Source organism: Nonomuraea sp. NPDC051941 (assembly GCF_044593615.1).
On the sequence record NZ_JBIUCF010000005.1, the window covers coordinates 112,091 to 136,909 of the forward strand.

The following is a 24,819-nucleotide window of genomic DNA, read 5'->3' on the forward strand; positions in this document are numbered from 1 at the left end:
CAGCGGGCGTGCAGCGTCGCTCCGGGAGCGAGTGGAACGCCTGCACCGGCTCAGCGTCGAGGCGACCGACGACGGCCGCCCGGCCCTGGCCGCCCGCAGACTCCGCCGGGCCCTCACCCTGCTCGAATCGGCGACTGCCGTCGGTTCCGCGGCCGAGGACCGCGACGGGTCTGCCGGCCTGGTCGCCCGGGTGCTCACCAGCCTCGCGCACGCCGAGGCCGAGCAGGGGCGGACCGAGCTCGGGATGGAGCTGCTCGACCGGGCCCAGCGCCGCGCGCCACCGGCCGAGCTGGCCATCGTGCACGCCCAGCGCGGCCTGATGCACCTGCGCATGGGCGCCGGCACCGAGGCGCTCCGGGAGCTGGACATCGCCGCGCCCCTGCTCGCCGACGGCGACCGGGTCGAGCTGGCCAGGGTGCTGCTCAACCGGTCGGTCATCCACCTCATGGCCGGCCGGATCCGCCTGGCCAGGGACGACGCGCGCCGCAGCGCGCAGCTCGCGCACGCCCACGGGCACGAGGTGATCGCCGCCAAGGCGCTGCACAACGACGGCTACTGCGACCTGCTGCTCGGCGACGTGCCGGCGGCGCTGGCCGTGTTCGCCCGCGTGGACCGGCTCTACGAGGACGTCAACCCCGGCTTCCGCCCGGTGCTCGCGCTCGACCGCGCCAGGGCGCTGCTGGCGGTCGGCCTGACGGACGAGGCGGGGCGCGTGCTCGACCGGGCCATCGACGGGTTCCGCAGGCAGCGCCTGATGCAGGACTACGCCGAGGCGGAGCTGGCCCGGGCGCAGTGCGCGCTCGACGCGGGCCGGTTCGCCGAGGCGCGCGCCCGGGCGCGGCGCGCGGAGACGCACTTCGGGCGCCGGGGGAGCACGGCGTGGGCGCTGCGCGCGGCACTCATGCGCCTGCGCGGCGAGGAGGCGGGCGCGGCGGGGCGGGTGGCCAGGCGGGCGGCGGAGCTGTCGGCGGGGTTCGCGGCGTTCGACATGGCGGACGACGCTGAGCTGGCCCGGCTGGTCTCGGTCAGGGCCCTGATCGCCGCCGGCCGCCTCCCCGAACCAACAGCCGCCGCGTCGGGAGGGGGTGCGGGGTCGCGGAGGGCGTCGTTGGAGGTGCGGCTGATGCGGCATCTCGCCGCCGCCGAGCTCGCGGGCGCGCACGGGGAGCGGGGCCTGGCGCTGCGCCGGGTGCGAGCCGGGCTGGCGCTCGTGCACTCGCACCGCGGCCGGCTGGGCAGCCTCGACCTGCTGACCGGCGTCGCCGCGCTCGGCGCGGACCTGGCCGCGTACGGGCTCACCACGGCGCTGGCCGGCGGGTCGGCCAGGCAGGTGTTCGCCTGGTCGGAGCGGTGCAGGGCGCAGGCGTTCCGCCACCGGCCGACGCGCGCCCCCGAGGACCCCGCGACCGCCGAGGCGCTGGCCGAGCTGCGCCAGCTCGCCGAGCGGATGCGCGCCGACGAGGCCGCGGGACGCCGGCGGCCCGGGCTGCGCAGGCGCTGCCTGGAGCTGGAGCAGGTGATCAGGGAACGCGGCTGGCAGCTCCCCGGCGTCGGCCCCGGCCTGGCCCCCGCTCCCGTCGGCGCGGTCGAGGAGGCGCTGGCGGCCGGCGACGATGCCATGGTCAGCCTGCTCAACGTCGGGGGCAGGCTGCTGGCGCTGGTGCTCGTGCGCGGCCGGTGCCACCTGTACGAGCTCAGCGCGTACGAACCGGTCGCCGAGGCCGCCCGCCGACTGGCCGGAGACCTCAACGCGCAGGCCGGACGCACCCTGCGACCCGCGCTAAGAGAGGTGATCGAGGCGTCCGTCCGGCGGCAGCTGGCGACCATCACCGACGCGGTCATGGCGCCCCTGCGGCAGGTGTTGTCCGGCGCGCGGGGGATCGTCGTCATCCCGACGATGGGCCTGTCCGCCGTGCCCTGGGGCCTGCTGCCCGACCTGCGCGGCCGCCCCCTGGTGGTGGCGCCGTCCGCGCTGGTGTGGCTGTCGGCCGGGCGCGGGCGGGCGCCGTACGGGCCCGACGGCCCGCCCGTCCTGGTCGCCGGACCCGGCCTGGACCACGCCGAGACGGAGGTCGGGCGGCTCGCGGCCGTGCACCCCAAGGCGCGCCGGCTCAGCGGCGGGCTGGCCACCGTGTCGGCCACGCTGGAGGCGCTGGACGGCGCGTCCCTCGCCCATTTCGCCGCGCACGGGCACCACGAGCGCGAGAACGTGTTCTTTTCCCGCCTGGACCTGGCCGACGGGCCGCTCATGGCGTACGACCTGCAGCGGCTCGGCAGGGCTCCCGGGCACGTCGTCCTGTCGGCGTGCGACGTGGGCCAGGCGGTGGTGCGGGCGGGGGACGAGCTGCTCGGCTTCACCGCGGCGCTGCTCCATCTGGGCACGTCCACCGTCATCTCCAGCCCCACCCGGGTGCCGGACCACGTCGCCGAGGCGGTCATGACGGCCTACCACCGGGGCGTGGCCGAGGGCGCGGCCCCGGCCGACGCGCTGGCGGCCGCGTCGGCGGGGGAGCCCGCCGCCACGTTCATGTGCTTCGGCGCCGGCTGATCATGGGAGGTTCGGCCGGGCAGCCGGAGCCCGCCCGGGTGGAGCGTTCCTAGGAGGCCAGGGCGGCGGTGATGGCACCCTCGACCGTGTCGTGCACGGGCACGTGGGCGATGACGCCGGTCAACTCGAAGAGCCGGGCGGGCATGCGCTGGACGGCGGCCAGGTGGACCGCGCCGCCGTCCTTGAGGCAGTTGGTGGCGCAGGTCAGCAGCACGTGCAGACCCGAGCTGTCCATGAACGGCACCTCCGACAGGTCGAACACCAGCCTCCCCGCGGGCGCCGGCTGGACCTGCGCGATGTACGCCTCGAGCTGGGCGCGGTTGGCGGCGTCCATCTCACCGATCACGGCGATCACGGTCACGCCGGGCAGTTGCTGGTGCGCCAGCCTCAGTCGCGGCATCTATGCCTTCACCGCTCTCGCCCGGCTTAAGTTGACCATCAATGAAGGATAATGCGCCGGAGACGTTGGCGATATCCCGGTTTTTCTTCAGTGACCGTGACCGTGACCGTGGCCGTGGCCGACGAACGCCGCGGCCGGTCGGCCCGGCGGCACCAGCCCCAGCGAGACGGCCGCCGCGACCACCGCGACGACGGCGCACAGCGTGAGCCCCGCGACGAAACCTCCGACGCCTCCCGCCGAGCCGGGTGCGAGGCTCGACGCGGCGACCGTCGAGACGGCGGCCACGCCGATCGAGCCGCCGAGCTCGTGGAAGGTGTTGATGACGCCGGACGCCACGCCGTTCTCGCCGGGCGGGATGTTCGCCATGGTCGTCGTGGTGGCCGTCACGAACGCCGGCCCGATGCCCAGCGCCGCCAGGACGAAGCCCGGAAGCAGCGTGGTGTACGCGCTCGCGTCCGGTGAGATGCGCGTCATCAGCGCCGCCCCCGCCGCGGTCAGCACGAAGGACGCCACCGCCACCGGCCGCCCGCCGATCCTGCCGATGAGATGCCCGCCGAGCTGCGCCCCGATGGTGATCGCGATCGCCACGGGCAGGAAGAGCAGGCCCGTCTCCAGCGCGCTGAACTTCAGCACGTGCTGGAGGTAGAGCGAGCTGAGGAAGAACAGCCCCAGCATCAGCCCCGTCGCCATCAGCATGACGAACGTCCCCGAGATCACCGGCCGCCTGGCCAGGGTCTCGGCGCGCATCAGCGGTGACCGTACCGACCGCTCGACCACCACGAACAGGACGTACAGCAGCACCGACCCGGCCAGCGGCAGCACCGTGCCCGCCGCGCCCCAGCCGGCGTCGCCCGCCGTCACCAGCCCGTAGATCAGCAGCGCCGTCGCCAGCGTGACCACCAGCGCGCCGGGCACGTCGACCCGCTCGCCCCGCCCGCGCGCGGGCGGCACCAGGGCGGGCACGGCCGCCAGCACCACCAGCCCGATGGGGACGTTGACGAAGAACACCCACGACCATCCCGGCCCGGCGGTCAGCACGCCGCCGACCAGCACGCCCAGGGCCGCTCCGGTGCCGCCGATGGCCGCCCAGACGCCGAGCGCCCGGCCGCGCCGCTCACCCGTGAAGGTGGTGGTGATCACGGCCAGCGCGGCGGGGGAGAGCAGCGACGCGCCGACCCCCTGCAGCGCCCGCCCGGCGATGAGCGCGGCGCCGCTGCCGGCCAGCCCGCACAGCAGCGAGGCCGCCGTGAACAGCCCCAGGCCCGCCAGGAGCGTGCGGCGCGCGCCCAGCGCGTCCGCGAGCCGCCCGCCGAGCACCATCAGCCCGCCGAAGCAGAGCGTGTACGTGGTCACGACCCAGGTGAGGGACTCGCGGTCGAGCGCGAGGTCCACGCCGATGGTCGGCAAGGCGACCTGTACGACCGTGATGTCCACGATCAGCATGAACTGGGCCAGGCACAGCAGCACCAGCACACCCCATCCGCCGGTGCGTCGCCCGGCGGGAGCCGTATCAAGGCTCATCGGATACCCTCCTTAACTTGAACACTGATGTTCAAGTTAGCACGCATGAACCATACGTGGGTAGGGCATGCTGAGGGCCCGCGGGAGCCCGCGGTCAGGGCCGGTAGGGTTACGGCCGGGTGGGGGCGAGCAGCGAGAGCATCGTCCTGGTCAGCACCAGCTCGACCTCCTCGGGCGCGAGCCGCCCCGCCTCACGCTCCTGCGCGGCGGCGTGGATGATCGAGAAGAACGTCGTCACCAGCCACCCCGACGGCAGGTCCGTACGGAACTCGCCCGTGCGCTGCCCGCGCACGATGAGCCGCTCCACCCGCCGCAGCGGCCTTTCGTGGTGCTCCCTGATCCGCTCCGTGGCCAGCACCCGGTCGGCGGCCAGGAACAGCCGGCGGTGCCGGTCGAGCACCTCCCACGACGAGCGCAGCAGCCGCGCCATGGCCTCGGGCGCGGGGGCCGTGTCGAGCGAGTCGTCCGCCAGCACCGCGTCCGCCACCTCGACCGCGTGGTCGAGCACCGCGTCCACGAGCGCCTCCCGCGACGGGAAGTGGCCGTACAGCGTCACCCTGCCCACCCCGGCGGCCTTGGCGACGTCCGCCACGCTGGCCGTGGGGTCGGCGCTGAGCAACCTGGTGCCTGCTTCGAGGATCGCGGCGATGTTGCGCTCGGCGTCCGCGCGCCGGGCGGGTACGGGCTGTCGTGCCGCGGTCTTGGCCATGCGACCAGCCTACGACGCCGCGCGGGTCACAGCTCCAGCACGTGGTCCAGCAGCGACTGCAGCGTGACCGCCCCCACCAGCCGGCCCCCGTCGACCACGGCCACCAGCGGGCTGCGCGTGCGCGCCATCAACGCCGCCAGCTCCAGCACGGTCGCCTTCAGGTCGGCGACCGGCAGCTCCTTCGGCTGCTCGGGCAGGCACTCCCGCACGGTCCTGCCCCCGAGCCGCCGCAGGAACAGGTCGGCGTGGGCCTCGTCCACCACCCGGGCCAGCGCCGGGTCGTCCTGGCAGTAGGCGGGCACCGCCAGCCGCAGCACCTGGGTGCCGGGCAGGATGCTGAGGGGGCGCCCGTCCGGGTCGACGAGGATGAGCCCCGGCAGGTCCTGCTCCGCCAGGAGCTTCGCGGCTTCCAGCGCCGGGGTGTCCAGAGTGACCGTCGGGAAGTCGACGGCGAGATCGCGTGCGCGCATCAGTGGCCTCCGGCGCCCAGCCTACGTCGCCCCCACCGCCGCCGGGTCGTCAAGGGCGCGTGGGGTTCGCGTCAAGGACGCGTAAATGCGCCGGCGTCACCCGGGCCTGTTACGGTAGTGCGCGGTGCGCCGGGAAGTCTGGTCGGCTGGGATTTCGGCTGGGGTTCGACGGGGGGAGGCGCTCTCGATGCGTGACCTGTGTGGCGGGGCCAGGTGATGAGCATGATGCCGTCGTTCTTGACCCGTTTCCGGCATCCGGCGCAGGTCGTGGCCGCCGGGTTCGTGCTGGCCATCGGGATCGGCACCGTGCTGCTGACCCTCCCGATCGCCACCACCGAGCGCGCGCCCGCCGACTGGGTCGTGGCCCTGTTCACCGCCACCTCGGCCGTCTGCGTCACCGGGCTGGTGATCGTGGACACCGAGTCGCACTGGTCGGTGTTCGGGGAGGTGGTGATCGCGGGGCTCGTGCAGGTGGGCGGGCTGGGGATCATGACGATGGCCACCCTGTTCACCCTGCTCGTCTCCGGCCGGCTCGGGCTGCGGGCCAGGATCGCGGCGCAGGCGGAGACCAAGACGCTGAGCATGAGCGACGTGCGCCGCGTCGTGCGCAAGGTGGTCCTGTTCAGCCTCGTGTGCGAGGTCGTCGCCGCCGTCGTGCTCACCGCCCGGTTCGCCATCGGGTACGGCGAGCCGCTGGCCCGGGCCGCCTACCTGGGCGCCTTCCACGCGGTCACGGCCTTCAACAACGCCGGGTTCGCGCTCTGGCCGGACAACCTCATGCGGTTCGTCGCCGACCCGTGGATCTGCCTGACCATCGCGCTCGCGGTCATCGTCGGCGGGCTCGGCTTCCCCGTGGTGTTCGAGCTGGCCCGCTCCTGGCGCCACCCGCGCAAGTGGAGCGTGCTGACCAGGGTCACCGTGGGCGTGAGCGTCACCCTGCTGGTGCTGGGCACCCTGGTCTTCCTGATGACCGAGTGGCGCAACCCCCGCACGCTGGGCGCGCTCGACGATCCCGGCAAGCTGCTGGCCGCGTTCTTCGCCGCGGTCATGCCGCGCTCGGCCGGGTTCAACACCCTGGACATCTCCCAGATGTACCCGTCGAGCTGGCTGGCCACCGACGTGCTGATGTTCATCGGCGGCGGCAGCGCGGGCACGGCGGGCGGGCTCAAGGTGACCACGTTCGGGCTGCTGGCGTTCGTCGTCTGGGCCGAGGTGCGCGGCGAGAGCCGGGTCAACATCGGCCATCGCAGGCTCCCCGAGGCCACGCAGCGCCAGGCCGTCACGATCACGGTGCTGGGCGTCACGCTGGTCGCCGCGTCCACGTACGTGCTGCTCGCGCTCACCCCGCACGGCCTGGACCAGGTGCTGTTCGAGGTGGTCGCGGCGTTCGGCACGGCGGGGCTGAGCACCGGCATCACCCCGAGCCTGGGCATGGCCGGTCACCTGCTGCTGACGGTGCTGATGTTCATCGGCAGGATCGGCCCGCTCACCATGGGCTCCGCGCTGGCGCTCAACCAGCGCTCCCGACATTACGAGCTACCCGAGGAGCGAGTCATCGTTGGCTGACAACAACCCCGTCGTGGTCATCGGCCTCGGCCGGTTCGGCACGTCGCTGGCGCTGGAGCTGACCCGGCGCGGCACCGAGGTCCTGGCCATCGACCACCGGCCCAAGGTCACGCAGAGCCTGGCCGGGCGGATCACGCAGATCGCGACCGCGGACGCCACCGACATGGAGGCGCTGCGCCAGCTCGGCGTGCCCGACTTCTACCAGGCGGTGGTGGCCGTCGGCGGCGACATCGAGGCCAGCATCCTCACCACGTCGCTGCTGGTCGAGCTGGAGATCAACGACATCTGGGCCAAGGCGATCAGCACCCAGCACGGCCGGATCCTGAGCCGCATCGGCGCCCACCACGTCGTCTTCCCCGAGCACGACATGGGGGAGCGGGTGGCCCACCTGGTGAGCGGGCGCATGCTCGACTACATGCAGGTGGACGAGGACTTCGCGCTGGCCAAGACCACCCCGCCCAAGGAATACGTCGGCGTCCCCCTCGGCCGCTCCAACCTGCGCCGCAAGTACGGCGTCACCATCGTGGCGGTCAAGGCGCCGGGCGAGGAGTTCACCTACGCCACCGCCGAGACCGAGCTGTCCTACGGCGACGTCGTCCTCGTCTCCGGCCGGACCGAGCAGGTCGAGCGCTTCGCCGAGCTGCCCTAGCGGAGCCGGCCGAAGAACTCGCGCAGGTCCGTCACCAGCAGGTACGGGGTCTCCAGCGCCGCGAAGTGGCCCCCGCGGCCGAACTCCGTCCAGCGCACCACGTTGTGCACCCGATCGGCCAGCGGGCGCACCGAGAAGTCCGTCGGGAAGACGGCCGCCGCGGTGGGCACCGTGCCCCGCTCCTTGGGCGCCCACGCGCTGAAGTCGTTGAACCGCTCGTAGTACGTGTGCGCCGTCGACCCCGCCGTCTGCGTGAACCAGTAGATGCTGACGTCGGTGAGGATCCGGTCGCGGTCCACGGCGTCCTCGGGCAGCTTCGCCTCGGGATCCGTCCAGTCCTTGAACTTCTCCACGATCCAGGCGAGCTGCCCGGCCGGCGAGTCGTGCAGCGCGGCGGCGATGGTCTGCGGCCGGGTGCCGTGCAGCTGCATGTACGCCCCGAGCTTGTCCTGCCACTCCCGCATCCCGGCCATCCGTGCCTGCTCGGCCTCGTTCAGCGAGCCCATCACGGCCGGGTCGGGGAAGGTGAGCAGCCCGTTGACGTGCACGCCGATGACGTGGTCCGGCGCGGCCCGGCCCATCAGGGGAGCGATGAAGGCGCTCACGTCGCCGCCCTGGACGCCGTACCGCTCGTACCCGATCCGGGACATCAGCTCCACGAGCGCGGCCGCCGTGCGGCCGTCCGTCCAGCCGGCGCCGGGCAGCGGGCCGGAGAAGCCGTAGCCGGGCAGCGACGGGATGACCAGGTGGAAGGCGTCCTCGGCGGCGCCGCCGTGCGCGACCGGGTCGGTGAGCGGGCCGATGACGTCGAGGAACTCGACGACCGAGCCGGGCCAGCCGTGCAGGAGCAGCAGCGGGGTGGCGTCCGGCTCGGCGGAGCGGACGTGCAGGAAGTGCACGTCCGCGCCGCCGACCGTGGTCGTGAACTGCGGGTACGCGTTCAGCGCCGCCTCCTGGGCGCGCCAGTCGAAGCCGTCGGCCCAGTACGCGGCCAGGTCGCGCAGGTAGCTGGTGGGCACGCCGCGCTCCCAGCCGGTGCCGGGCAGCTCGGGGGCCCAGCGCGTACGCCGGAGGCGGTCGCGCAGGTCGTCGAGGTCGGCCTGCGGGATGTCGATGCGATAGGGGGCGATGCCGTTGTTCGTCATGTCCGCGACAGTAGAAGGGATTGGTGACAGGTTCTGGCACCGATGTCCGGCAGAATCATCCTCATGTTGGAGACCTCGGCGCGGCTGCTCCGCCTGCTGTCCCTGCTCCAGTCGCGCATGGATTGGAGCGGCGCCGAGCTGGCCGAACGGCTGGAGGTCGGCCTGCGCACCGTGCGGCGCGACATCGAGCGGCTGCGCGAGCTCGGCTATCCCGTGGACGCCACCCCCGGCGTGGCCGGCGGCTACCGGCTCGGCGTGGGCGCCGCGCTGCCGCCGCTGCTGCTGGACGACGAGGAGGCGGTGGCCGTGGCGATCAGCCTGCGTACGGCCGCGACCGGCAGCGTCGCCGGGCTGGAGGAGGTCGCGCTGCGGGCGCTGGCCAAACTCCACCAGGTGCTGCCGTCGCGGCTGCGGCACCGGGTGAGCGCGTTCCAGGCGGCGACGGTGCCGCTGGCGGGCGCAGCGGCCCCGGAGGTGAACGCCGACGTGCTGGCCGGGCTCGCCGCCGCCTGCCGCGACCACCGGCGCCTGCGGCTGCGCTACCGGGGGCGGGACGGCGTCACGGCGCGCGAGGTGGAGCCGCACCGGCTCGTGCACACGCCGCGCCGCTGGTACCTGCTGGCGTGGGACGTGGCCAAGGAGGACTGGCGGACGTTCCGGGTGGACCGGATCGAGGATCCCCCGGGGGAGCCGGGAGCCCGGTTCACGCCGCGTGCGGTGCCCCAGGAGGACGCGGCCGCGTACGTCTCGCGCGCCATCACCTCCGCGCCCTACCGCTACCGGGCGCGCATCCTCTTCCACGCGCCCATGGAGACGGTCGCGCCGCGCACCTCGCCGGGGGCCGGGCGGCTGGCGGCGGTGGACGCGCGCACGTGCCTGTTCGAGGCCGGCTCCAACTCGCTGGAGGAGCTGGCGATCCACGTCGCGGCCAAGGGCTTCGACTTCGAGGTGCTCGACCCGCCCGAGCTGGTGCCGGTGCTGCGCGAGGTCGCCGACCGCCTCATGAGAGCAGGCTCGCGAGCGTAAGGTATGGGGACATGTCCGACGAACTTCCCATGACCGTGGACGAGGCCATCGCCGCCGAGCGATCCGGCCGGCACGTCAAATATCTGTACTTCTGGGGCCACCAGCCCGCCCGCGACGGCGGCGTCGGACCGGGCTGCCTCAGCCAGTGGTGGCCGGTCACCTTCACGGAGGACGGCCACACGTACGCCTCGGCCGAGCACTACATGATGGCGCACAAGGCGTGGCTGTTCGGCGACGGGGAGAGCGCGGACAAGATCCTCGAGGCCGGCCACCCGGGCGAGGCCAAGGCGCTGGGCCGGACCGTACGGGGCTTCGACGAGCCCACGTGGGACACCCACCGCTTCGGCATCGTGGTGCGCGGCAACGTCGCCAAGTTCGGGGCGCACGACGACCTGGCGGAGTTCCTGCTCGGCACGTCAGGCCGGGTCCTGGTGGAGGCGAGCCCGCTGGACCGGGTGTGGGGCATCGGGCTGGCGGCCTCGGACGAGCGGGCCGCGTCACCGGCCGCGTGGCAGGGCCCCAACCTGCTCGGCTTCGCGCTGATGGCCGCCCGCGACACCCTGCGCGCCCGCCGTCAGGAGGGGAACCGCAGGTAGCCGGGCGGCACGTGGTCGGCCAGCCACACCCCGTTGGCGCTGACCCGGAACTCGTGCCCGCCGGCGTGCATCGCCCCGGCCGCGACCACCAGCACCACGGGCACGCCCCGCCGGGCCCCCACCCGCGTCGCCGTCTCCCGGTCGGGCGACAGGTGCACGTGGTGCCGGTTCATGGGCCGCAGCCCCTCCTCCTTGATCGCCGCCAGGAACCGGCCCACGGTGCCGTGGTAGAGCACCTCGGGCGGCCGCACGGCGGGCAGGTCGAGATCCACCGGCACCGAGTGCCCCTGGCTCGCCCGGATCCGGCCGTCCTCGATCGCGTAGCGCCGCTTGTCGTTGGCCTCGACGACCTTCCACAGCTCCGCGGCGGTGATCGGGAACCCGTGCTCGGCCGCCGCCCGCAGCAGGGTGTCCACCGGCACCCACCCGTTCGGGTCCAGCGTGAGGCCGATGCGCCCCGGGTCGTGCCGCAGGTGCCTGGCCAGATATTTGGAAACGCGTATCAAGCGTCGTTCGTCCATCACCGCCATGATCCCGCGCCCGTCAACCGGGTTTCGACGTGGCTGTCCCCGGGTGTCGCAGCCCGCCTGCGACGTCCCGCAAAGTTACCTTTGACCTGGGGGAACTCCTTGCCGGGGGAAGGACAGGACAGACATGAGCCACACCGACGACTTCGTGCTGGACGTCACCAGGATCCGTGACCAGGTGCGCCAGAAGATGGACGAAGGTCCGATCACCGGCACCTTCGGGCACGACCCGCAGAAGGTCATCAACATCCTCAACGACGTCATCGCGACCGAGGTGGTGTGCTGGCTCAGGTACACCAGGCACGCCATCTCGGCCAAGGGGATCGACCGGGCGCAGGTGTCGGCGGAGTTCACCGAGCATGCCCAGGAGGAGCTGCAGCACGCGCTGCGCGCCGCCGAACGCGTGAGCCAGCTCGGCGGGGAGCCCGACTTCGACCCCGCCAGCCTCGTGCAGCGCTCTCACACCGACTACCAGGTCCCCGCCGACACCGACCTGCGCGGCCTGCTGGAGGCGAACCTCTGGGCCGAGCGCATCGTCATCTCCACCTACCAGGAGATCATCCGCTGGCTGGGCGAGGGCGATCCGACGACCCGGCGGCTCATGGAGTCGATCCTCGAAGAGGAAGAAGAGCACGCCGACGACCTCACCGATCTGCTCGGCGTCTAGGGCCGGGCGGCGGACGATGGCGGGCGAAGCTATGGACAGCCTGATCAGAACACCGGCCGCGCGCCCGCGCCGGCCGTTCGAGATCGACGTGGAGCCGCTGCAGCGGCGGCTGGAGGAGACGGTCGACGGCGAGATCCGGTTCGACACCGGCAGCCGCGCCGCCTACGCGCGGGACGCCTCCAACTACCGGCAGGTGCCCATCGGCGTCGTGGTGCCCTACACGCTCGACGCCGGAGTGGCTGCAGTGGCCGCGTGCCGCTCCCGCGACGTGCCGGTGCTGTCGCGGGGCGGTGGCACCAGCCTGGCCGGGCAGTGCTGCAACGTGGCCGTGGTGATCGACTGGTCCAAGCACTGTGGCTCGGTCGAGTCCGTGGACGTCACGGGCAGGCGGATCACGGTGCAGGCCGGCGCGGTGCTGGACGCGGTGAACCACGTGCTGGAGCCGGAGGGCCTGATGGTCGGGCCCCGGCCGTCCAGCCATCCGACCTGCACCATCGGCGGCATGATCGGCAACAACTCGTGCGGGGCGTCCGCGCAGGCGTACGGGAAGATGTCGGAGTCGGTGCTGCGGCTGGAGATCCTCACCTACGACGGCGTGCGCATGTGGGTCGGCCCGACCGACGACGACGAGTACGCTAGGATCCAGGCCGAGGGCGGGCGGCCGGCCCAGCTCTACCGGCAGCTGCGCGAGCTGCGCGACGACACCATGGAGCTGGTGCGCACCCGCTTCCCCAAGCTGGAGCGGCGCATCTCCGGCTACAACCTCGACCAGCTCCTGCCCGAGAACGGCTTCAACCTGGCCCGCGCCCTCGTCGGGAGCGAGGGCACGCTGGTGACCGTGCTGCGCGCCGAGCTGGCCGTGGTGCCGAGGCCGGCCGCGCGGTCGCTGGCGGTGCTCGGCTTCGAGGACATCTTCGCGGCGGCCGACGCCGTCCCCGCCGTGGCCGGGCACCAGCCGCTGGCGCTGGAGGCCATGGACGACCGGATGTGCCGGCTCGCCCGCCAGGAGCGCCCCGACGATCTCGCGCTCCGCGACCTGCCGGAGGGGCGGGGGTGGCTGCTGGTGCAGTTCGGCGGCGACACCGCCGAGGAGGCGCTCGAACGGGCGCACGGGCTGATGCGCGACGTGGGGCAGCACGCGACCCACACCTTCCTCGGCGACCCGGCCAAGGAGGACGAGCTGTGGCGCTGGCGCGAGGCCAGCCTGGGCGTGGAGGCGTACCCGCCGGAGGGGCGGGAGACGTACGAGGGCTGGTCGGACGCGGCCGTGCCGCCCGAGCGGCTGGGCACGTACCTGCGCGACTACGAGCAACTGCTGCGCCGCCACGGCTACGCGGACTCGGCGCTGTACGGGCACTTCGGACAGGGATGCGTGCACGGGAGGCTCCCGCTCGACCTGCACACCGACGACGGGATCGCCCGATTCCGGGCGTTCGCGGAGGAGGCGGCCGACCTGGTGGCCGCCTTCGGCGGCTCGCTGTCGGGGGAGCACGGCGACGGGCAGGCGCTGGCCGAGCTGCTGCCGCGCATGTACGGCGACGAGGTGGTGGAGGCGTTCGGCCGGTTCAAGGCCGTCTTCGACCCGCGCAACCGGATGAACCCCGGCAAGGTCGTCCATCCCAACCGCCTCGACCAGGACCTCGCCCAGCGGCACTTCTACCCGCTGGAGCCCCGGCAGAAGTCCTTCGACTACCAGGGCGACCACGGCCGGTTCGGGCACGCCGCCACCCGGTGCGTCGGGATCGGCAAGTGCCGCCAGGACACCTTCGAGGGCGGGGTGATGTGCCCTAGCTACCGGGTGACGCGCGAGGAGGAGCACTCCACGCGGGGACGGGCCCGGCTGCTGGGGGAGATGGTGCGCGGCGAGCTGATCACGGACGGCTGGCGCTCGGCCGCCGTGCGCGACGCGCTCGACCTGTGCCTGGCCTGCAAGGGCTGCCGGTCCGAGTGCCCGGTGAACGTCGACATGGCCACGTACAAGGCCGAGTTCCTGTCCCACCACTACCGGCGCCGGATCCGGCCCCGCGAGCACTACTCCATGGGCTGGATGCCGATGTGGGCGGCGCTCGCCTCCGCCATGCCCGGCCCGCTCAACGCCCTGGCGCACACGCCGGGCCTGTCGCGGCTGGTCAAGGCCGTCGCGGGGGTCGCGGCCGAGCGGGAGCTGCCCCGCTTCGCGAACGAGCGCTTCACCGACTGGTTCAAGCGGCGGGGCCCGGCGCGGCCCGGCACGCGGGGCAAGGTCGTGCTGTGGGCGGACACGTTCATGAACAACTTCGACCCGCACATCGGGCAGGCGGCGGTGAGCGTGCTGGAGGCGGCCGGGTTCGAGGTGCACGTGCCACCGGTGGCGCTGTGCTGCGGGCTGACCTGGATCTCCACGGGACAGCTCGGGGTCGCGCAGCGGGTGCTGGCCCGCAGCGTGCGCGCGCTGCGGCCGTGGGCGGAGTCCGGGATCCCGGTGGTGGGGCTGGAGCCGAGCTGCACCGCCGTGTTCCGCGCCGACGGGCCGGAGCTGCTGAACACGCCGGACACGCGGCTGCTGTCGGAGCGCACGCTGACGCTCGCCGAGCTGCTGGAGTCGCGGGCGCCCGACTGGCGCCCTGCCTCCCCGGGCGGGGAGGCGGTGGCGCAGGTGCACTGCCACCAGAGCGCCATCATGGGGTACGACGCCGACCGCGCCGTTCTCGACCGCTTCGGCATCCGCACGGAGGTCCTGGACGCGGGCTGCTGCGGCCTGGCCGGGAACTTCGGGTTCGAACGCTCGCACTACGACGTCTCGGTGGCCTGCGCGGAGGAGTCCGTCTGGCCCGCCGTCCGGGCGGCGGGCCCTGACCAGGCGATCCTCGCGGACGGCTTCTCCTGCCGCACCCAGATCGCCGCCTCCCGCACCGGCCGCCAGGCCCGCCACCTGGCCGAGCTCCTGGCCACGTCGCTGTCGCGCCCGGAACGCGGCTGAGCCACCCTTCCGTGGTGCTTCCTGCGGGCAGAGCGAGTACGCCGCCCGCGGGAAGCACAACGGAAGCAATCCGGTAGCGCTTTGCGCAACGGTCGGGTCCGTCCTGAAAGATCCTTTCACCTCTTCCTCATACGAGGTCACGTCGAATGTCCACATTCTTACGCTGGGCGCCAGTCCGTACCAGAACGCTGGCGGCGCTGGCTCTGCTCACCGTCCTGGGCTCGCTGCTCTCCGCGCCCGCCGCGTCCGCCAGCGCGGCGGGCGCGCCGATGCTGCCCCTGTTCGTCCGCAGGGCGAGCGACGGTCACCTGCTCGCCTACGAGCCCAAGGGCACCGGCGGCCTCCAGACCCCCGTCGACCTCGGCGGCGGCTTCTCCGCGGCGACCGCGATCATGCGCGCCACCACCTCGGAGAACGGCACCGGCAACGACCTGTTCTTCCGCCTGGGCGGCGAGCTCTACTACACCGCCGAACGCGGCACCTCGACCATGCCGGTCGCCTCGACCATGGACCAGTACAACCTGATCATGACCCCGGGCAACCTGGGCAGCAGCGCCTCGCCCGAGATCATCGCGCGGGATGCGGCCGGCGCCCTGTGGCTGTACCCGGGCCGCTCCGACGGCGGGCTCGCCGCGCGCGTGCAGGCCGGGACCGCCGGCTGGAACGGCATGGACGCCCTGGCCGGATACGGCGACTACACCGGTGACGGCAAGAACGACCTGCTGGCCAGGACCACCGCCGGCACCCTCTACATCTATCCGGGAACGGGCGGCGTCACCGAGAACCAGATCCTGGGCGCCCGCGTCAGCGCGGGCACCGGCTGGGACGCCTACACCGCGCTGGTCTCGACCGGCGACAACAACGGGGACGGCAAGGCCGACCTGATCGCCCGCGACTCCGCCGGCGCGCTCTGGCTGTTCAAGGGCACCGGCGTCGCCTCGGCCCCCTTCGCGGCCAAGGAGAAGATCGGCAACGCGGGCTGGAACGCCTTCAACGCCTTCTTCTGAGCGCACCCGTCCCCGTAACCAACGGCTGAAAGCTGACCATGTTCACCACCACATCTCGGCACCCTTTATCGGGCCCTTTATCGGGATGGCTTCGCGCTGCCGCCGCGACCCTCGCCTCCATCACCGTCCTCTCCGCGCAGGTCGTGCCCCTGCCGGGCGTAGGGCCGGCGGCCGCCTACGCCGCCGAGTACGACCTCGCGCACGCCGCGTCGGTGCGCGCGGCCCAGTGCCTGCTCACCACCGCACAACGCAGGGGCGGCCAGGACCTCAAATCCGTCGCCCGCGCCGGGCTGGGCGGCACCGACGACGTCCTGCTGCGCAACGCCGCCGACGACTACTGGGCCGACCCGCCGACCCCGCTGCACGCCGCCTTCGACAAGGACGAGGAGCGGACCGGGGCCAAGCTGGACGAGCTCAACGACCGGCACTACGTCTGGGAGGGGTCGCTCGCCGTCCCGCCCCCGAAGGGTTACACGGACGTCCAGTTCCAGCGGATCGACCAGAAGGACAACCCGTTCACCAAAGTGGGCCTGTCCACCTGGATCTCCAACCAGTACTGGCAGCACGAGGACGACTTCTACGCCGATCAGACCCCGCGGGCCGCCAAGGAGTCCGTGGACGCGGTCAACAAGATCGCCGAGGAGCGATACCCCGCCGGCGGCGAGGACGAGGAGGGGCGGCAGGCGTGGAAGGACCTGACCGCCGACCACCCCATGTACGCCGACGACGCGCGGGCCTTCCTGGAGCGCGGCGGCTTCCCGACCGGCGCGCCCGATCCGGACAGCATGGAGTTCCGGGTCGACGTCGAGAACCTCAAGGCCCGCTACGCCTCCTGCACCACCGCCAACCCGCCGGACCCGCACGAGGTGCTGAGCACCGAGTTCGCCGCCGCCTCGCAGGAATGGCAGCAGGAGGTCGACGGCCAGCGCGCCCAGCGTGACACCATCCTCAACGAGGAGGCCGGGGCCGCCGCCGACCTCCAGGTCGCCTCCCAGGCCCTGGGCGAGGCGCTGGGCCAGTCGATCATCGCCAGCCGGCTGACCGAATGGCAGGCGTACTGGCTCAAGCAGTCGCCGGACGACCTGTCCTACCCGAGCGCGGCGGAGTTCGCCAAGGTCAAGAACGACATCGTCAAGGCCCAGGCCATGGCTCTGGGCCGGGTGTTCGTCGCCTCGCGGGCCGCGCAGTCGGCCCAGCGGCACGCCACCGCCGCCGTCACGGCCCAGCAGGCCGCGTACGCGATCGCCGACGCCGCCGGGCTGCCACGGGGGCGCGGCCTGCTCTACGGACAGCAGGCCGTCTAGGTAGCCCGCGCCTCGGCCGCCGCCACGCAGGCCGTTTCCAAGGCCACCGAGACCGCGGGCAACGCCACCCGCGCCTCGGCCGCCGACAGCAAGACGCTGATGGCGCTGGCCGAGACGCAGGCGCACGCCTCGCGGGCGGAGTTCCGGCGGATGGCCGCCGAGGAGGCCGCCGCGCAGGCCAAGGCCGCCGCCGACGGCGCCGCGGCGCAGGCGGCTCTCGCGGCCGAGAACGCGACCAAGGCCAAGAACGCCCAGGCCAGGGCTGAGGCCGCCGAGCAGACGGCGAAGGCGGCGGCCGACGACGCCCGCGCCAAGCGGGAGATCGCCGAGTCCGAGCGCGACAACGCGGAGCGGCAGAAGAACATCGCCGCCGAGCAGCGCGCCAACGCCGCCGCCGCCGAGGCCAGGGCCGTGAGCGAACGCGCCAACGCCGCCAACGCGCTGAGCGCCGCCCAGGGCGCCGGCGCCACGGCGGCCGACAAGAAGGAAGTGGCGCTGGAGGCCGAGCGTAAGGCGGCCGCGGCCCGTACCACCGCCCTGGAGGCCGAGAGCACCCGGGACACCCTGCAGGCCAAGGCATCCGCCCGCGAGGCGTACGCCGCGGCCGCCGAGGGCACCGACGCCGCCGAGGGGGCCAGGACCGCCGCCACCCAGGCGCGTTCCGCGGCCGACCGGGCGACCACCGCCGCGACCAACGCCCGCGCCGCCGCCGACCAGGCCACCGCGGCCGCGTCCGCCGCCCGAGAGGCGGCCACGCGGGCCGAGGCCTCCGCGGCCCGGGCCAGGTCCGCCTCCGACGCGGCCCAGCGCGACGTGACGATCACCAACGCGGCGGTCAAGAAGGCCCACGCCGCGGCGGCCGACGCCATCAAGGCGTCGTGGGACGCGTCCATCAACGTCCGTGACGCCGAGCAGTACGCGGAGACCGCCATGGCCAACGCGGTACGGGCCAAGATGGACGCCGTCGTCGCCCGCAAGGAGGCCGACGCCGCGCACGTCAGCGCGGTCAAGACCGCCGGGTTCGCCTACGCCACCGCCCAGGCGGCGCTCGCCGCCCGCGACTCGTCCGTCCAGGTGATCAAGCCGGCCAACGACGCCATCGAGCTCGGCTCCCCGTACAAGGAGACCGACGCCTCGGCGGGCCTGGCCGTGCTGACCGCGCAGGCGTCCAAGACGCTGGCCGCCCAGCAGGCCGCCGTCGCCCAGGCCAAGGCCACCCAGGCGAAGAAGGCCGCCGCCGAGGCCGCGGCGCTGGCGGCCCAGGCCGACGCCGACGCCAAGGCGGCCGCCATCGCGGCGGCCGACGCGGCGGATTCCGCGGCCAAGGCCGTGGCCTCCCTCGCCCAGGCGCGGGCCTCGGCGGACGAGGCGGCAGCGGCGGCCAAGGCGGCGGTGAAGGCCGAGGCCAACACCGTCGAGTACGACCGCCGCGCCACCGCAGACGCCGCGGCCGCCGACAAGGCCGCCACCGCCGCCGAAGGCTACGCCGGCGACGCCCGCGACTCGGCCGACGAGGCCGAACGGGACGCCGCATCGGCCCGCGACGCCGCCAGCGCCGCGGAACAGGACGCCGCCACCGCCCGCGACGTCGCCTCCAAGGCGGAAGCGGACGCGACCGCCGCGGAGGAAGCCGCCAAGAACGCGCGGCAGAGCGCCGAGGAGGCGCAGGCCGCGGCGATCAGGGCCGAGGCGCAGGCCCGCCAGCAGACCCGGGACACCCAGCGCATCGCCACCTGGGACGGCGGCTTCGCGCTGACGGAGGTGGCGACCGACCTGACCGTGGACTCCTGGAACGGGTCGTGCACCACCGGCTGGGGCGGCGACGGGACCTGCGACATCGACATCCCGCTGCACATCCACGGGACGGTGTACTACAACCTCGCGACGTGCCAGATGACGAGCGCGACCGAAGCGGAGTGCACCCGCTACAACCTGCTCGTCAAGGACGTCGACTTCATCGAGCACCGCACGCTGCACATGGACGTGCGGAAGGTGATCCAGGAGTCGTTCAACAACCTGGTGCACGCCGTGCTCGGCGACTTCATCGACTGCGCCAACTTCAAGGCCTCGGGCTGTGCCTGGGTGGCCGGCGAGATCCTGGGCCCGGTGGTCATCGGCAAGATCGCGAAGAGCGTGTTCGCCTTCCGGAACTCCATCCGCACGGGAGTCGGCGCCGAGGAGGCCGTGGCGGGCCTGGAGGCCGAGGCCGGCCTCGACCAGGCGACCGTGCTCGGGCTCGAAGCGCAGGCGGTGCGCGAGCTCGAGGCGCTCGAGGGCGCCAAGGTCTCGCTCGGCAGCCTCAGAGCCGAGTTCGTGGAGTTGGTACGCCGCAGGGCGCTAGGTTGGGACGCGGCGCAGAAGGGATTCAGGAGAGCCGAGATGGAAACCGCACTCCGCATCGAGTCCGAGCGCGGCGTGCGGCTCAGCCGGTCCAACGGCACGAGCGAGGACTGGTTCGACCAGTACGGGCGGTCCTACGACGCGGTGGGCAGCGGTCTCACCTCGGAGTTCTTCGAGCGGAGCTGGCCGAGCCTGCAGGGCCAGATTCAGTCGCATCTGGGGAAGGCGCAGTTCGTGCCGGTCGACGTCTCTCTGCTCTCGTCCGCCCAGATCGCGACGGTGAAGGCGTTCATCGAACCGCTGGGACGCAACGTCTTCATCGTGGGTGGCTGATGGCGAACGACATCTTCGTCTCCGACGAGTACGCATGGACCGCGTCGTTCGGGGTGTTCGAGTGGGTGGTCGAATTCCTGCTGGAAACCATCGAGGACGCGGCCACCAGAGAGCACCTCTCGCTGGTCCTCAGCGCCGGTCTCGGAAGCGTCGACCTGAGAGGGCTGCCGGACGCCGGGCGCGCGCAGATCCTGCGAGCCCTGCGCGGGCCGCTGGTGCCGGCGGCCGAGTCGAGCCTCGCGCTCACCCAGCCCGAAGGTGCTCGGCGTTTCACCATCGGCCATGTCAAGGTCCTGGCCCTCATGGCCGAGGACGTGGCCGGCTCCGCCGGCGGAAAGGGAGCCACCTGAGCTGAGACCGGGGGCCGTCCTCGTCCCGGACGAGGGCGGCCGCCGGGCCGGCCGTCCAGGGCTAGCTTTCCAGGGCGGAGGCCAGGCGGCGGGCCAGGCCGGTGTTGCGCCGGTGGCCGATCCGGTGGACGGCCAGCTCCAGCGCCTCCCGCTGGCCCACCAGCACCACCCACGCCTTCGCCCTGGTCACCAGCGTGTAGAGGAGCTTGCGGCGCAGCATGATCCCGCCCGACTCGGCCACGACGGGCGCCACCACGAACGGGTATTCGCTGCCCTGCGACCGGTGCACGCTGATCGCGTAGGCGTGGGTCAGGTCGTCGAGCTCGTCGAAGCCGTAGCGCACCCGCTCACCGTCGTCGGTCAGGATCTCGATCGTGCGCTCCTCCTGCACGACCGCCGTCACCGTGGCGGTCTCGCCGTTGAAGACGCCCTTGTCGTAGTTGTTGCGGATCGGCATGACCCGGTCGCCCACCCGGAACACCGACGCGCCCGACCAGTGCTCCGGCTTGTCGTCGGCGGCCGGGTTGAGCTGGTCCTGGATCAGGCGGCCGAGCGCGGTGGCGCCCGTCTCGCCCTTGCGCATCGGGCACAGCACCTGCACCTGGTCGGGCTCGACGTTCTGCTTGCGCGGGATCGCCACCATCGCCAGGTGGGCCACCCGCCGCGCCACCTGGGCGGGATCGTCGAGCTCCTCGAACCAGAACCCGCCGCCGGCCGTCCTGACCGGGAGCCGGCCGGCGCGGATGCGGTGGGCGGCGTCGATGATGCCGCTGCCGCCCGCCTGCCGGAAGACGTGGGTGAGCTGGACCCGCGGGACCGCCTCGACGCGCAGCAGGTCGGCGAGCACGTCGCCGGGCCCGATGCTGGGCAGCTGGTCGCCGTCGCCGATGAGCAGCAGATGGCTCCCGGACGGCACGGCGGCGGTCAGCCGGGTGGCCAGGTGGAGGTCGAGCATGGACGCCTCGTCCACCACGATCAGGTCGGCCTGCGACGGCGTCTCGTCGAACAGCGTCTCCGGGTCGGGATCGGGCTGGCGGGCGAGCATCCGGTGGATGGTCATCGCCGGCAGCCCGGTCAGCTCCGACAGGCGCTTGGCCGCCTTGCCCGTGGGCGCGGTGAGCGTGACCGTGCCGCCCGCCGCCCTGACCGTGGTCGCGATGGCCTTCACCGTGTGGCTCTTGCCGCACCCGGGACCGCCCGTGATGATGGAGACGGTGCTGGTCAGAGCCATGTTGACGGCGGCCTGCTGGTCCTCGTGGAGCCCGGGGTCGTCGGGGAAGGCGCGCAGGGGGAGCGTCGAGCGGGCCCGCATGAGCCGGGCGATCTGCTCGGTCAGCGCCGCCTCCCGGCCATGCACGTGCTTGGCGTACGCCACCGCCTGGCCCGGCTGGCCCGGCGCGGCCTCCACGACCACCCGGCGGTCGGCCACGAGCGCGTCGATCATCGGGCGCACCAGCTCCTGGTCCTGCTCGATCAGCTCCGCCGTCTCCCGCACCAGCGCGGGCACCGGCACGAAGCAGTGGCCGTCGCGGCTGCCCGCCGCCTCCAGCCGGTCGAGCAGCGCCGCCTTGACCCGCTGCGGGCTGCGCTCGGGCACCCCCGACTGCAGCGCGATCTTGTCGGCGATCCGGAACGCGATCCCCCGCACCCGCCCGATCAGCCGGTAGGGGTCCGTGGCCAGCACCTCGTCGGCGTCCTGCCCGAACACCTGGTAGATCTTGGCCGCCAGCAGCGGGCTGACCCCCAGCCCCTGCAGGGTCACCATCAGCGCGGCGATCGCCTTCTGCTCCTGCCACGCCTGGACGATCTGCCCCTGCCGCAGCGGCCCGATGTTGACGACCTCGGTGAGCCGCTCGGGCTCGCTGTCGATCACCTTGAGCGTGGCCTCGCCGAAGTGGTCGACGATCGCGTACGCCAGGCGCGGCCCGATGCCCCTGATCAGCCCCGACCCCAGGTAGATCCGGATGGCCCGGACCGACGAGGGCACGATGCGCTCGCAGCCGCTGACCGCGAAGCGTCGCCCGTAGCGGGGATGGCGGCCCCACTCGCCGAAGATCCGCAGCGTCTCGCCGGGCTGCGCCCCCGCCAGCGCCCGCCCGGTGGCCACGAAGTCGGGCTCGCCGTCGGCGCTCATGCGCGCGACGGTGTATTCGTCCTCCCGGACGTAGACGAGCTGCTCGACCGACGCCTCCACACCGCAGATCCAACCACCTGGCACCGACAAGGTCACATGGCGGTCGGGTATGTCGCAGGTTCGGCGTCGCCCCACGGCTCGCCGTGCAGCGGGTGCAGCGCCCTGGTCTCGTCCAGCCAGATGAAGGCGTCGTAGCGGCCGCCCACCACCGTGGGCACGTAGTTGCCCCTGAGCTCCCGCTCGGGGTGGTACACGACGCCGACCGCCCGGTGCCCCATCGGCTCGTCGTACCAGGCGGGCCTGGACCACTTGGGCGGGACCACGAACAGCACCTCGGGCTCGACGACGGCCTCGTGCAGCAGCGCCTCCAGCGACGCGGGCCGCGCCGGCGGCACCCGCATGACGTGGTGCTGCGAGCCCCAGGCGGTCGCGGCCACCACGGACCCGCGGTGGGTGCCGAACCCCACCAGCACCGCGTCGTCGCCGTACCGCTCCCGGGCCAGCTGCCCGAGGTTGGTCATGCCCGCGGCGGCCATGTCCGTGGCGCGGGCGTCGCCCACGTGGGTGTTGTGCGCCCACACCACGCCCTTGGCGTCGGAGAAGTCCGCGAGCCGGGCCATGGTGTCGGCCATGTGGACGTCCCTGACGTTCCAGGACTCGGGGCCGCCGCGCATCATGGAGCGGTAGTAGCGCTCGGCCCCGGCCACGACCTCGGCGTTCTGGCGCGCGCTGAAGCCCTGCTCGTCGCCGGGCGCCGCGCGGACCACGGCCTGGAGCAGTTGCACGACCTCGTCCTCGCAGCCCTCCGGGACCAGCCGGGTGGCCAGGCCGTACTGCTGCGGGTCGTGGCCGTAGGACTCGAAGCAGTACAACGCGTCGATGACCGGCTCCATCTCGTGCGGCAGCCGGGCGGCGGCGTAGCGGCGCACGGCGCGCAGCGAGTCCCACAGGCTGTAGACGTCCAGGCCGTGGAAGCCGCAGCGCTCCTCGCGCGGCAGCGCGGCGTTGTAGCGCCGCAGCCACCGGCAGAACTGCACGACCTCCTCGTTGGCCCACATGAACGTCGGCCAGCGCTCGAACGTGTAGAGGGCCTCGAAGGGATCGGTGTCGCCGGTCACGGCCCGATGCACCCGTTCGCAGTCGGGCCAGTCGCCCTCGACCCCGACGAAACCGAATCCCTTCTCGGCGATCAGCCGGCGGGTCAGCTCCGCCCGCCAGGTGTAGAAGTCATGCGTCCCGTGGCTGGCCTCGCCGATCAGCACGAACCTCGCCTCGCCCACGCGTTCCATCAGCGGGTCGAGGTCCCCCGGGCCGGTCAGCGGCAGCGCCGAGCGGCGTACCTCGTCGAGAACCGTCATTCGTCCTCCTCCGCGAGCACGCGCAGGCATTCGCGGGCCAGCTGGAGCTCCTCGCGCACCTGCACCACCATGACGGGGACGGCCGCGTCGTACGCGCTGACCGACCCGTCGTCGTGGCGGTTGCCGAGCGAGGGAGGCTCGATGCCGAGCAGCCCGAGGCGGGCGCAGACGGCCTCGCGCACCTCGGGCTGGTCCCAGCCGATCTCCCCGGTGAACACCAGCGCGTCGATCCGCCGCAGCGAGGTGGCCGCGGCGGCGATCTCCCTGGCCACCCGGTGGCTGAACACCTCCAGCGCCAGCTCCGCGGCCGAGTCGCCCTCCCGCGCGGCCGCCACCAGCTCGCGCGTGTCCCCCGAGAAGCCGCCCGACAGCCCCAGCAGGCCGGAGCGGCGCTCCAGCCCCTCGCTCAGCTCATCCACCGTGAGATGGCCCGGCCCCAGCAGCCACATCAGCATCCCGGGATCCACGCTGCCCGAGCGCCGGGACATGGGCAGCCCCTCCAGCGGGGTGAAGCCCATCGAGGTGTCCAGGCTGCGCCCGCCCGACACCGCGCACACCGAGCAGCCGCCGCCCAGGTGCGTCAGCACGAGGTCCAGCTCCGCCGGCGGCCGGCCGAGCAGCTCGGCCGCCCGGTCGGCCGCCCACGCGTACGACAGGCCGTGGAAGCCGTAGCGGCGCAGCCCGTACTTCTCCCGCCAGGACAGCGGCAGCGCGTAGACCGCGGCCTCCTCCGGCAGGCCGGCATGGAAGGCGGTGTCCGGGCAGAGCACGTGTGGCAGGGCCGGCAGCTCCGCGCGGGCCGCGTCCAGCAGGGCCAGCGCCGGCGGCAGGTGCAGCGGCGCCAGGCTCGTCAGGCCCCGCAGCCCGTCGGCCGTCTCGTCGTCGGCCACGGTCGGGGTGCGGACGAGATCGCCGCCGTGCACGAGGCGGTGCGCCACGGCGCGGATGTCGCGCCCGAAATGCCCGCCGAGGAACGACGACAGCTCCCTCCTGGCCGAGCCGGGGTCGACGGCGCGCTCGGTGCGCACGCAGTCCAGCACGCAACCGCCCTCCACCAGGTCCAGGCGGAGGCTCGACGACCCGGCGTTGACAGTGAGTATCGCCGCCGACTCCGTCACCTGCTCGTCGATCGACACGCCCATGCCCGCTCGGCTACCCCTCATCCCAGGCGCAAAACGGACACCGCGCTTTACCGCCCTCAGAGATTGCC

General features: G+C 73.2%; 20 protein-coding genes. 11 read left to right on the top strand and 9 right to left on the bottom strand.

Features of this window, described 5'->3' with window-relative positions; translation table 11 throughout:
* Positions 1 to 31 precede the first annotated feature (31 nt).
* Positions 32 to 2,548 (top strand): CHAT domain-containing protein, encoded by a 2,517-nt coding sequence (locus ACIHFD_RS11610; RefSeq protein ID WP_397366749.1) that lies wholly within the window; start codon positions 32 to 34, stop codon positions 2,546 to 2,548.
* Positions 2,549 to 2,597: 49 nt separating this feature from the next.
* Here ACIHFD_RS11610 and ACIHFD_RS11615 read toward each other — a convergent pair whose 3' ends face one another.
* From ACIHFD_RS11615 to ACIHFD_RS11630, 4 genes are all read right to left on the bottom strand, one after another.
* On the bottom strand, positions 2,598 to 2,948 hold the full coding sequence (locus ACIHFD_RS11615) for an STAS domain-containing protein (RefSeq protein ID WP_363974675.1): 351 nt from the start codon (positions 2,946 to 2,948) through the stop codon (positions 2,598 to 2,600).
* An 87-nt stretch (positions 2,949 to 3,035) separates the two neighbouring features.
* Complete coding sequence (locus tag ACIHFD_RS11620) at positions 3,036 to 4,469, bottom strand: MFS transporter (protein WP_397366750.1); 1,434 nt, start codon at positions 4,467 to 4,469, stop codon at positions 3,036 to 3,038.
* Between the two features lie 109 nt (positions 4,470 to 4,578).
* Entirely contained in the window at positions 4,579 to 5,178 is a 600-nt protein-coding gene (locus ACIHFD_RS11625) for a TetR/AcrR family transcriptional regulator (protein ID WP_397366751.1), read from the bottom strand.
* Positions 5,179 to 5,204: 26 nt separating this feature from the next.
* Positions 5,205 to 5,648, bottom strand: a complete 444-nt coding sequence (locus ACIHFD_RS11630; RefSeq protein WP_350727734.1) for a CBS domain-containing protein — start codon at positions 5,646 to 5,648, stop codon at positions 5,205 to 5,207.
* Positions 5,649 to 5,873: 225 nt separating this feature from the next.
* Here ACIHFD_RS11630 and ACIHFD_RS11635 point away from each other — a divergent pair, with 225 nt between their 5' ends.
* Both ACIHFD_RS11635 and ACIHFD_RS11640 read left to right on the top strand, forming a co-directional pair.
* Positions 5,874 to 7,214 (top strand): TrkH family potassium uptake protein, encoded by a 1,341-nt coding sequence (locus ACIHFD_RS11635; RefSeq protein ID WP_397366964.1) that lies wholly within the window; start codon positions 5,874 to 5,876, stop codon positions 7,212 to 7,214.
* Positions 7,207 to 7,863 (top strand): potassium channel family protein, encoded by a 657-nt coding sequence (locus tag ACIHFD_RS11640; RefSeq protein ID WP_397366752.1) that lies wholly within the window; start codon positions 7,207 to 7,209, stop codon positions 7,861 to 7,863. The genes ACIHFD_RS11635 and ACIHFD_RS11640 overlap by 8 nt, the downstream gene beginning before the upstream one ends.
* On the opposite strand, the gene ACIHFD_RS11645 is transcribed toward ACIHFD_RS11640, so the two are convergent.
* Positions 7,860 to 9,008, bottom strand: a complete 1,149-nt coding sequence (locus ACIHFD_RS11645) for an epoxide hydrolase family protein (RefSeq protein ID WP_397366753.1) — start codon at positions 9,006 to 9,008, stop codon at positions 7,860 to 7,862. The two genes, ACIHFD_RS11640 and ACIHFD_RS11645, sit on opposite strands and share 4 nt — an antisense overlap.
* Before the next feature lie 63 nt (positions 9,009 to 9,071).
* On the opposite strand from ACIHFD_RS11645, the gene ACIHFD_RS11650 reads away from it, so the two are divergent.
* Positions 9,072 to 10,034 (top strand): helix-turn-helix transcriptional regulator, encoded by a 963-nt coding sequence (locus tag ACIHFD_RS11650; RefSeq protein ID WP_397366754.1) that lies wholly within the window; start codon positions 9,072 to 9,074, stop codon positions 10,032 to 10,034.
* An 11-nt stretch (positions 10,035 to 10,045) separates the two neighbouring features.
* Positions 10,046 to 10,630: an NADAR family protein gene (locus tag ACIHFD_RS11655; protein ID WP_397366755.1), complete on the top strand. Its 585-nt coding sequence runs from the start codon at positions 10,046 to 10,048 to the stop codon at positions 10,628 to 10,630.
* Here ACIHFD_RS11655 and ACIHFD_RS11660 read toward each other — a convergent pair.
* A complete protein-coding gene (locus ACIHFD_RS11660) occupies positions 10,609 to 11,151 on the bottom strand; it encodes an RNA 2'-phosphotransferase (RefSeq protein ID WP_350727740.1) in 543 nt (180 codons plus the stop codon). The genes ACIHFD_RS11655 and ACIHFD_RS11660 overlap by 22 nt on opposite strands.
* Before the next feature lie 133 nt (positions 11,152 to 11,284).
* Between ACIHFD_RS11660 and ACIHFD_RS11665 the strand changes: the two genes are divergently transcribed.
* The 6 genes from ACIHFD_RS11665 to ACIHFD_RS11690 all read left to right on the top strand — a co-directional run bounded on the left by ACIHFD_RS11665 (position 11,285) and on the right by ACIHFD_RS11690 (position 20,117).
* Positions 11,285 to 11,824 carry a DUF892 family protein gene (locus ACIHFD_RS11665; RefSeq protein WP_397366756.1) on the top strand — a complete coding sequence of 180 codons (540 nt, stop codon included), beginning with the start codon at positions 11,285 to 11,287 and terminating at the stop codon, positions 11,822 to 11,824.
* 31 nt (positions 11,825 to 11,855) lie between these two features.
* On the top strand, positions 11,856 to 14,783 hold the full coding sequence (locus tag ACIHFD_RS11670; RefSeq protein ID WP_397366757.1) for an FAD-binding and (Fe-S)-binding domain-containing protein: 2,928 nt from the start codon (positions 11,856 to 11,858) through the stop codon (positions 14,781 to 14,783).
* A gap of 146 nt (positions 14,784 to 14,929) precedes the next feature.
* On the top strand, positions 14,930 to 15,790 hold the full coding sequence (locus ACIHFD_RS11675) for an FG-GAP-like repeat-containing protein (protein ID WP_397366758.1): 861 nt from the start codon (positions 14,930 to 14,932) through the stop codon (positions 15,788 to 15,790).
* 143 nt (positions 15,791 to 15,933) lie between these two features.
* The gene (locus tag ACIHFD_RS11680; protein WP_397366759.1) at positions 15,934 to 17,094 is read left to right on the top strand and encodes a hypothetical protein; all 1,161 of its coding nucleotides are present in this window, start codon (positions 15,934 to 15,936) and stop codon (positions 17,092 to 17,094) included.
* A gap of 99 nt (positions 17,095 to 17,193) precedes the next feature.
* Entirely contained in the window at positions 17,194 to 19,767 is a 2,574-nt protein-coding gene (locus ACIHFD_RS11685) for a hypothetical protein (protein ID WP_397366760.1), read from the top strand.
* On the top strand, positions 19,767 to 20,117 hold the full coding sequence (locus ACIHFD_RS11690) for a hypothetical protein (protein WP_397366761.1): 351 nt from the start codon (positions 19,767 to 19,769) through the stop codon (positions 20,115 to 20,117). The genes ACIHFD_RS11685 and ACIHFD_RS11690 overlap by 1 nt, the downstream gene beginning before the upstream one ends.
* A gap of 61 nt (positions 20,118 to 20,178) precedes the next feature.
* On the opposite strand, the gene ACIHFD_RS11695 is transcribed toward ACIHFD_RS11690, so the two are convergent.
* Genes ACIHFD_RS11695 through ACIHFD_RS11705 form a run of 3 tightly spaced genes read right to left on the bottom strand, consistent with a single transcriptional unit; the run spans position 20,179 to position 24,751 of the window.
* Entirely contained in the window at positions 20,179 to 22,311 is a 2,133-nt protein-coding gene (locus ACIHFD_RS11695; RefSeq protein ID WP_397366762.1) for an ATP-dependent RecD-like DNA helicase, read from the bottom strand.
* 32 nt (positions 22,312 to 22,343) lie between these two features.
* Positions 22,344 to 23,609 carry an erythromycin esterase family protein gene (locus ACIHFD_RS11700; RefSeq protein WP_397366763.1) on the bottom strand — a complete coding sequence of 422 codons (1,266 nt, stop codon included), beginning with the start codon at positions 23,607 to 23,609 and terminating at the stop codon, positions 22,344 to 22,346.
* Entirely contained in the window at positions 23,606 to 24,751 is a 1,146-nt protein-coding gene (locus tag ACIHFD_RS11705; RefSeq protein WP_397366764.1) for an acetate/propionate family kinase, read from the bottom strand. The genes ACIHFD_RS11700 and ACIHFD_RS11705 overlap by 4 nt, the downstream gene beginning before the upstream one ends.
* Positions 24,752 to 24,819: the final 68 nt, after the last annotated feature.

Bases quoted from the DNA above. Each gene is read 5' to 3' on its own strand.
- ACIHFD_RS11615 (WP_363974675.1), bottom strand. From the start codon at position 2,948: ATGCCGCGACTGAGGCTGGCGCACCAGCAACTGCCCGGCGTGACCGTG.
- ACIHFD_RS11620 (WP_397366750.1), bottom strand. From the start codon at position 4,469: ATGAGCCTTGATACGGCTCCCGCCGGGCGACGCACCGGCGGATGGGGT.
- ACIHFD_RS11625 (WP_397366751.1), bottom strand. From the start codon at position 5,178: ATGGCCAAGACCGCGGCACGACAGCCCGTACCCGCCCGGCGCGCGGAC.
- ACIHFD_RS11630 (WP_350727734.1), bottom strand. From the start codon at position 5,648: ATGCGCGCACGCGATCTCGCCGTCGACTTCCCGACGGTCACTCTGGAC.
- ACIHFD_RS11635 (WP_397366964.1), top strand. From the start codon at position 5,874: ATGCCGTCGTTCTTGACCCGTTTCCGGCATCCGGCGCAGGTCGTGGCC.
- ACIHFD_RS11645 (WP_397366753.1), bottom strand. From the start codon at position 9,008: ATGACGAACAACGGCATCGCCCCCTATCGCATCGACATCCCGCAGGCC.
- ACIHFD_RS11650 (WP_397366754.1), top strand. From the start codon at position 9,072: ATGTTGGAGACCTCGGCGCGGCTGCTCCGCCTGCTGTCCCTGCTCCAG.
- ACIHFD_RS11655 (WP_397366755.1), top strand. From the start codon at position 10,046: ATGTCCGACGAACTTCCCATGACCGTGGACGAGGCCATCGCCGCCGAG.
- ACIHFD_RS11660 (WP_350727740.1), bottom strand. From the start codon at position 11,151: ATGGACGAACGACGCTTGATACGCGTTTCCAAATATCTGGCCAGGCAC.
- ACIHFD_RS11665 (WP_397366756.1), top strand. From the start codon at position 11,285: ATGAGCCACACCGACGACTTCGTGCTGGACGTCACCAGGATCCGTGAC.
- ACIHFD_RS11670 (WP_397366757.1), top strand. From the start codon at position 11,856: ATGGACAGCCTGATCAGAACACCGGCCGCGCGCCCGCGCCGGCCGTTC.
- ACIHFD_RS11675 (WP_397366758.1), top strand. From the start codon at position 14,930: ATGTCCACATTCTTACGCTGGGCGCCAGTCCGTACCAGAACGCTGGCG.
- ACIHFD_RS11685 (WP_397366760.1), top strand. From the start codon at position 17,194: ATGGCGCTGGCCGAGACGCAGGCGCACGCCTCGCGGGCGGAGTTCCGG.
- ACIHFD_RS11690 (WP_397366761.1), top strand. From the start codon at position 19,767: ATGGCGAACGACATCTTCGTCTCCGACGAGTACGCATGGACCGCGTCG.
- ACIHFD_RS11700 (WP_397366763.1), bottom strand. From the start codon at position 23,609: ATGACGGTTCTCGACGAGGTACGCCGCTCGGCGCTGCCGCTGACCGGC.
- ACIHFD_RS11705 (WP_397366764.1), bottom strand. From the start codon at position 24,751: ATGGGCGTGTCGATCGACGAGCAGGTGACGGAGTCGGCGGCGATACTC.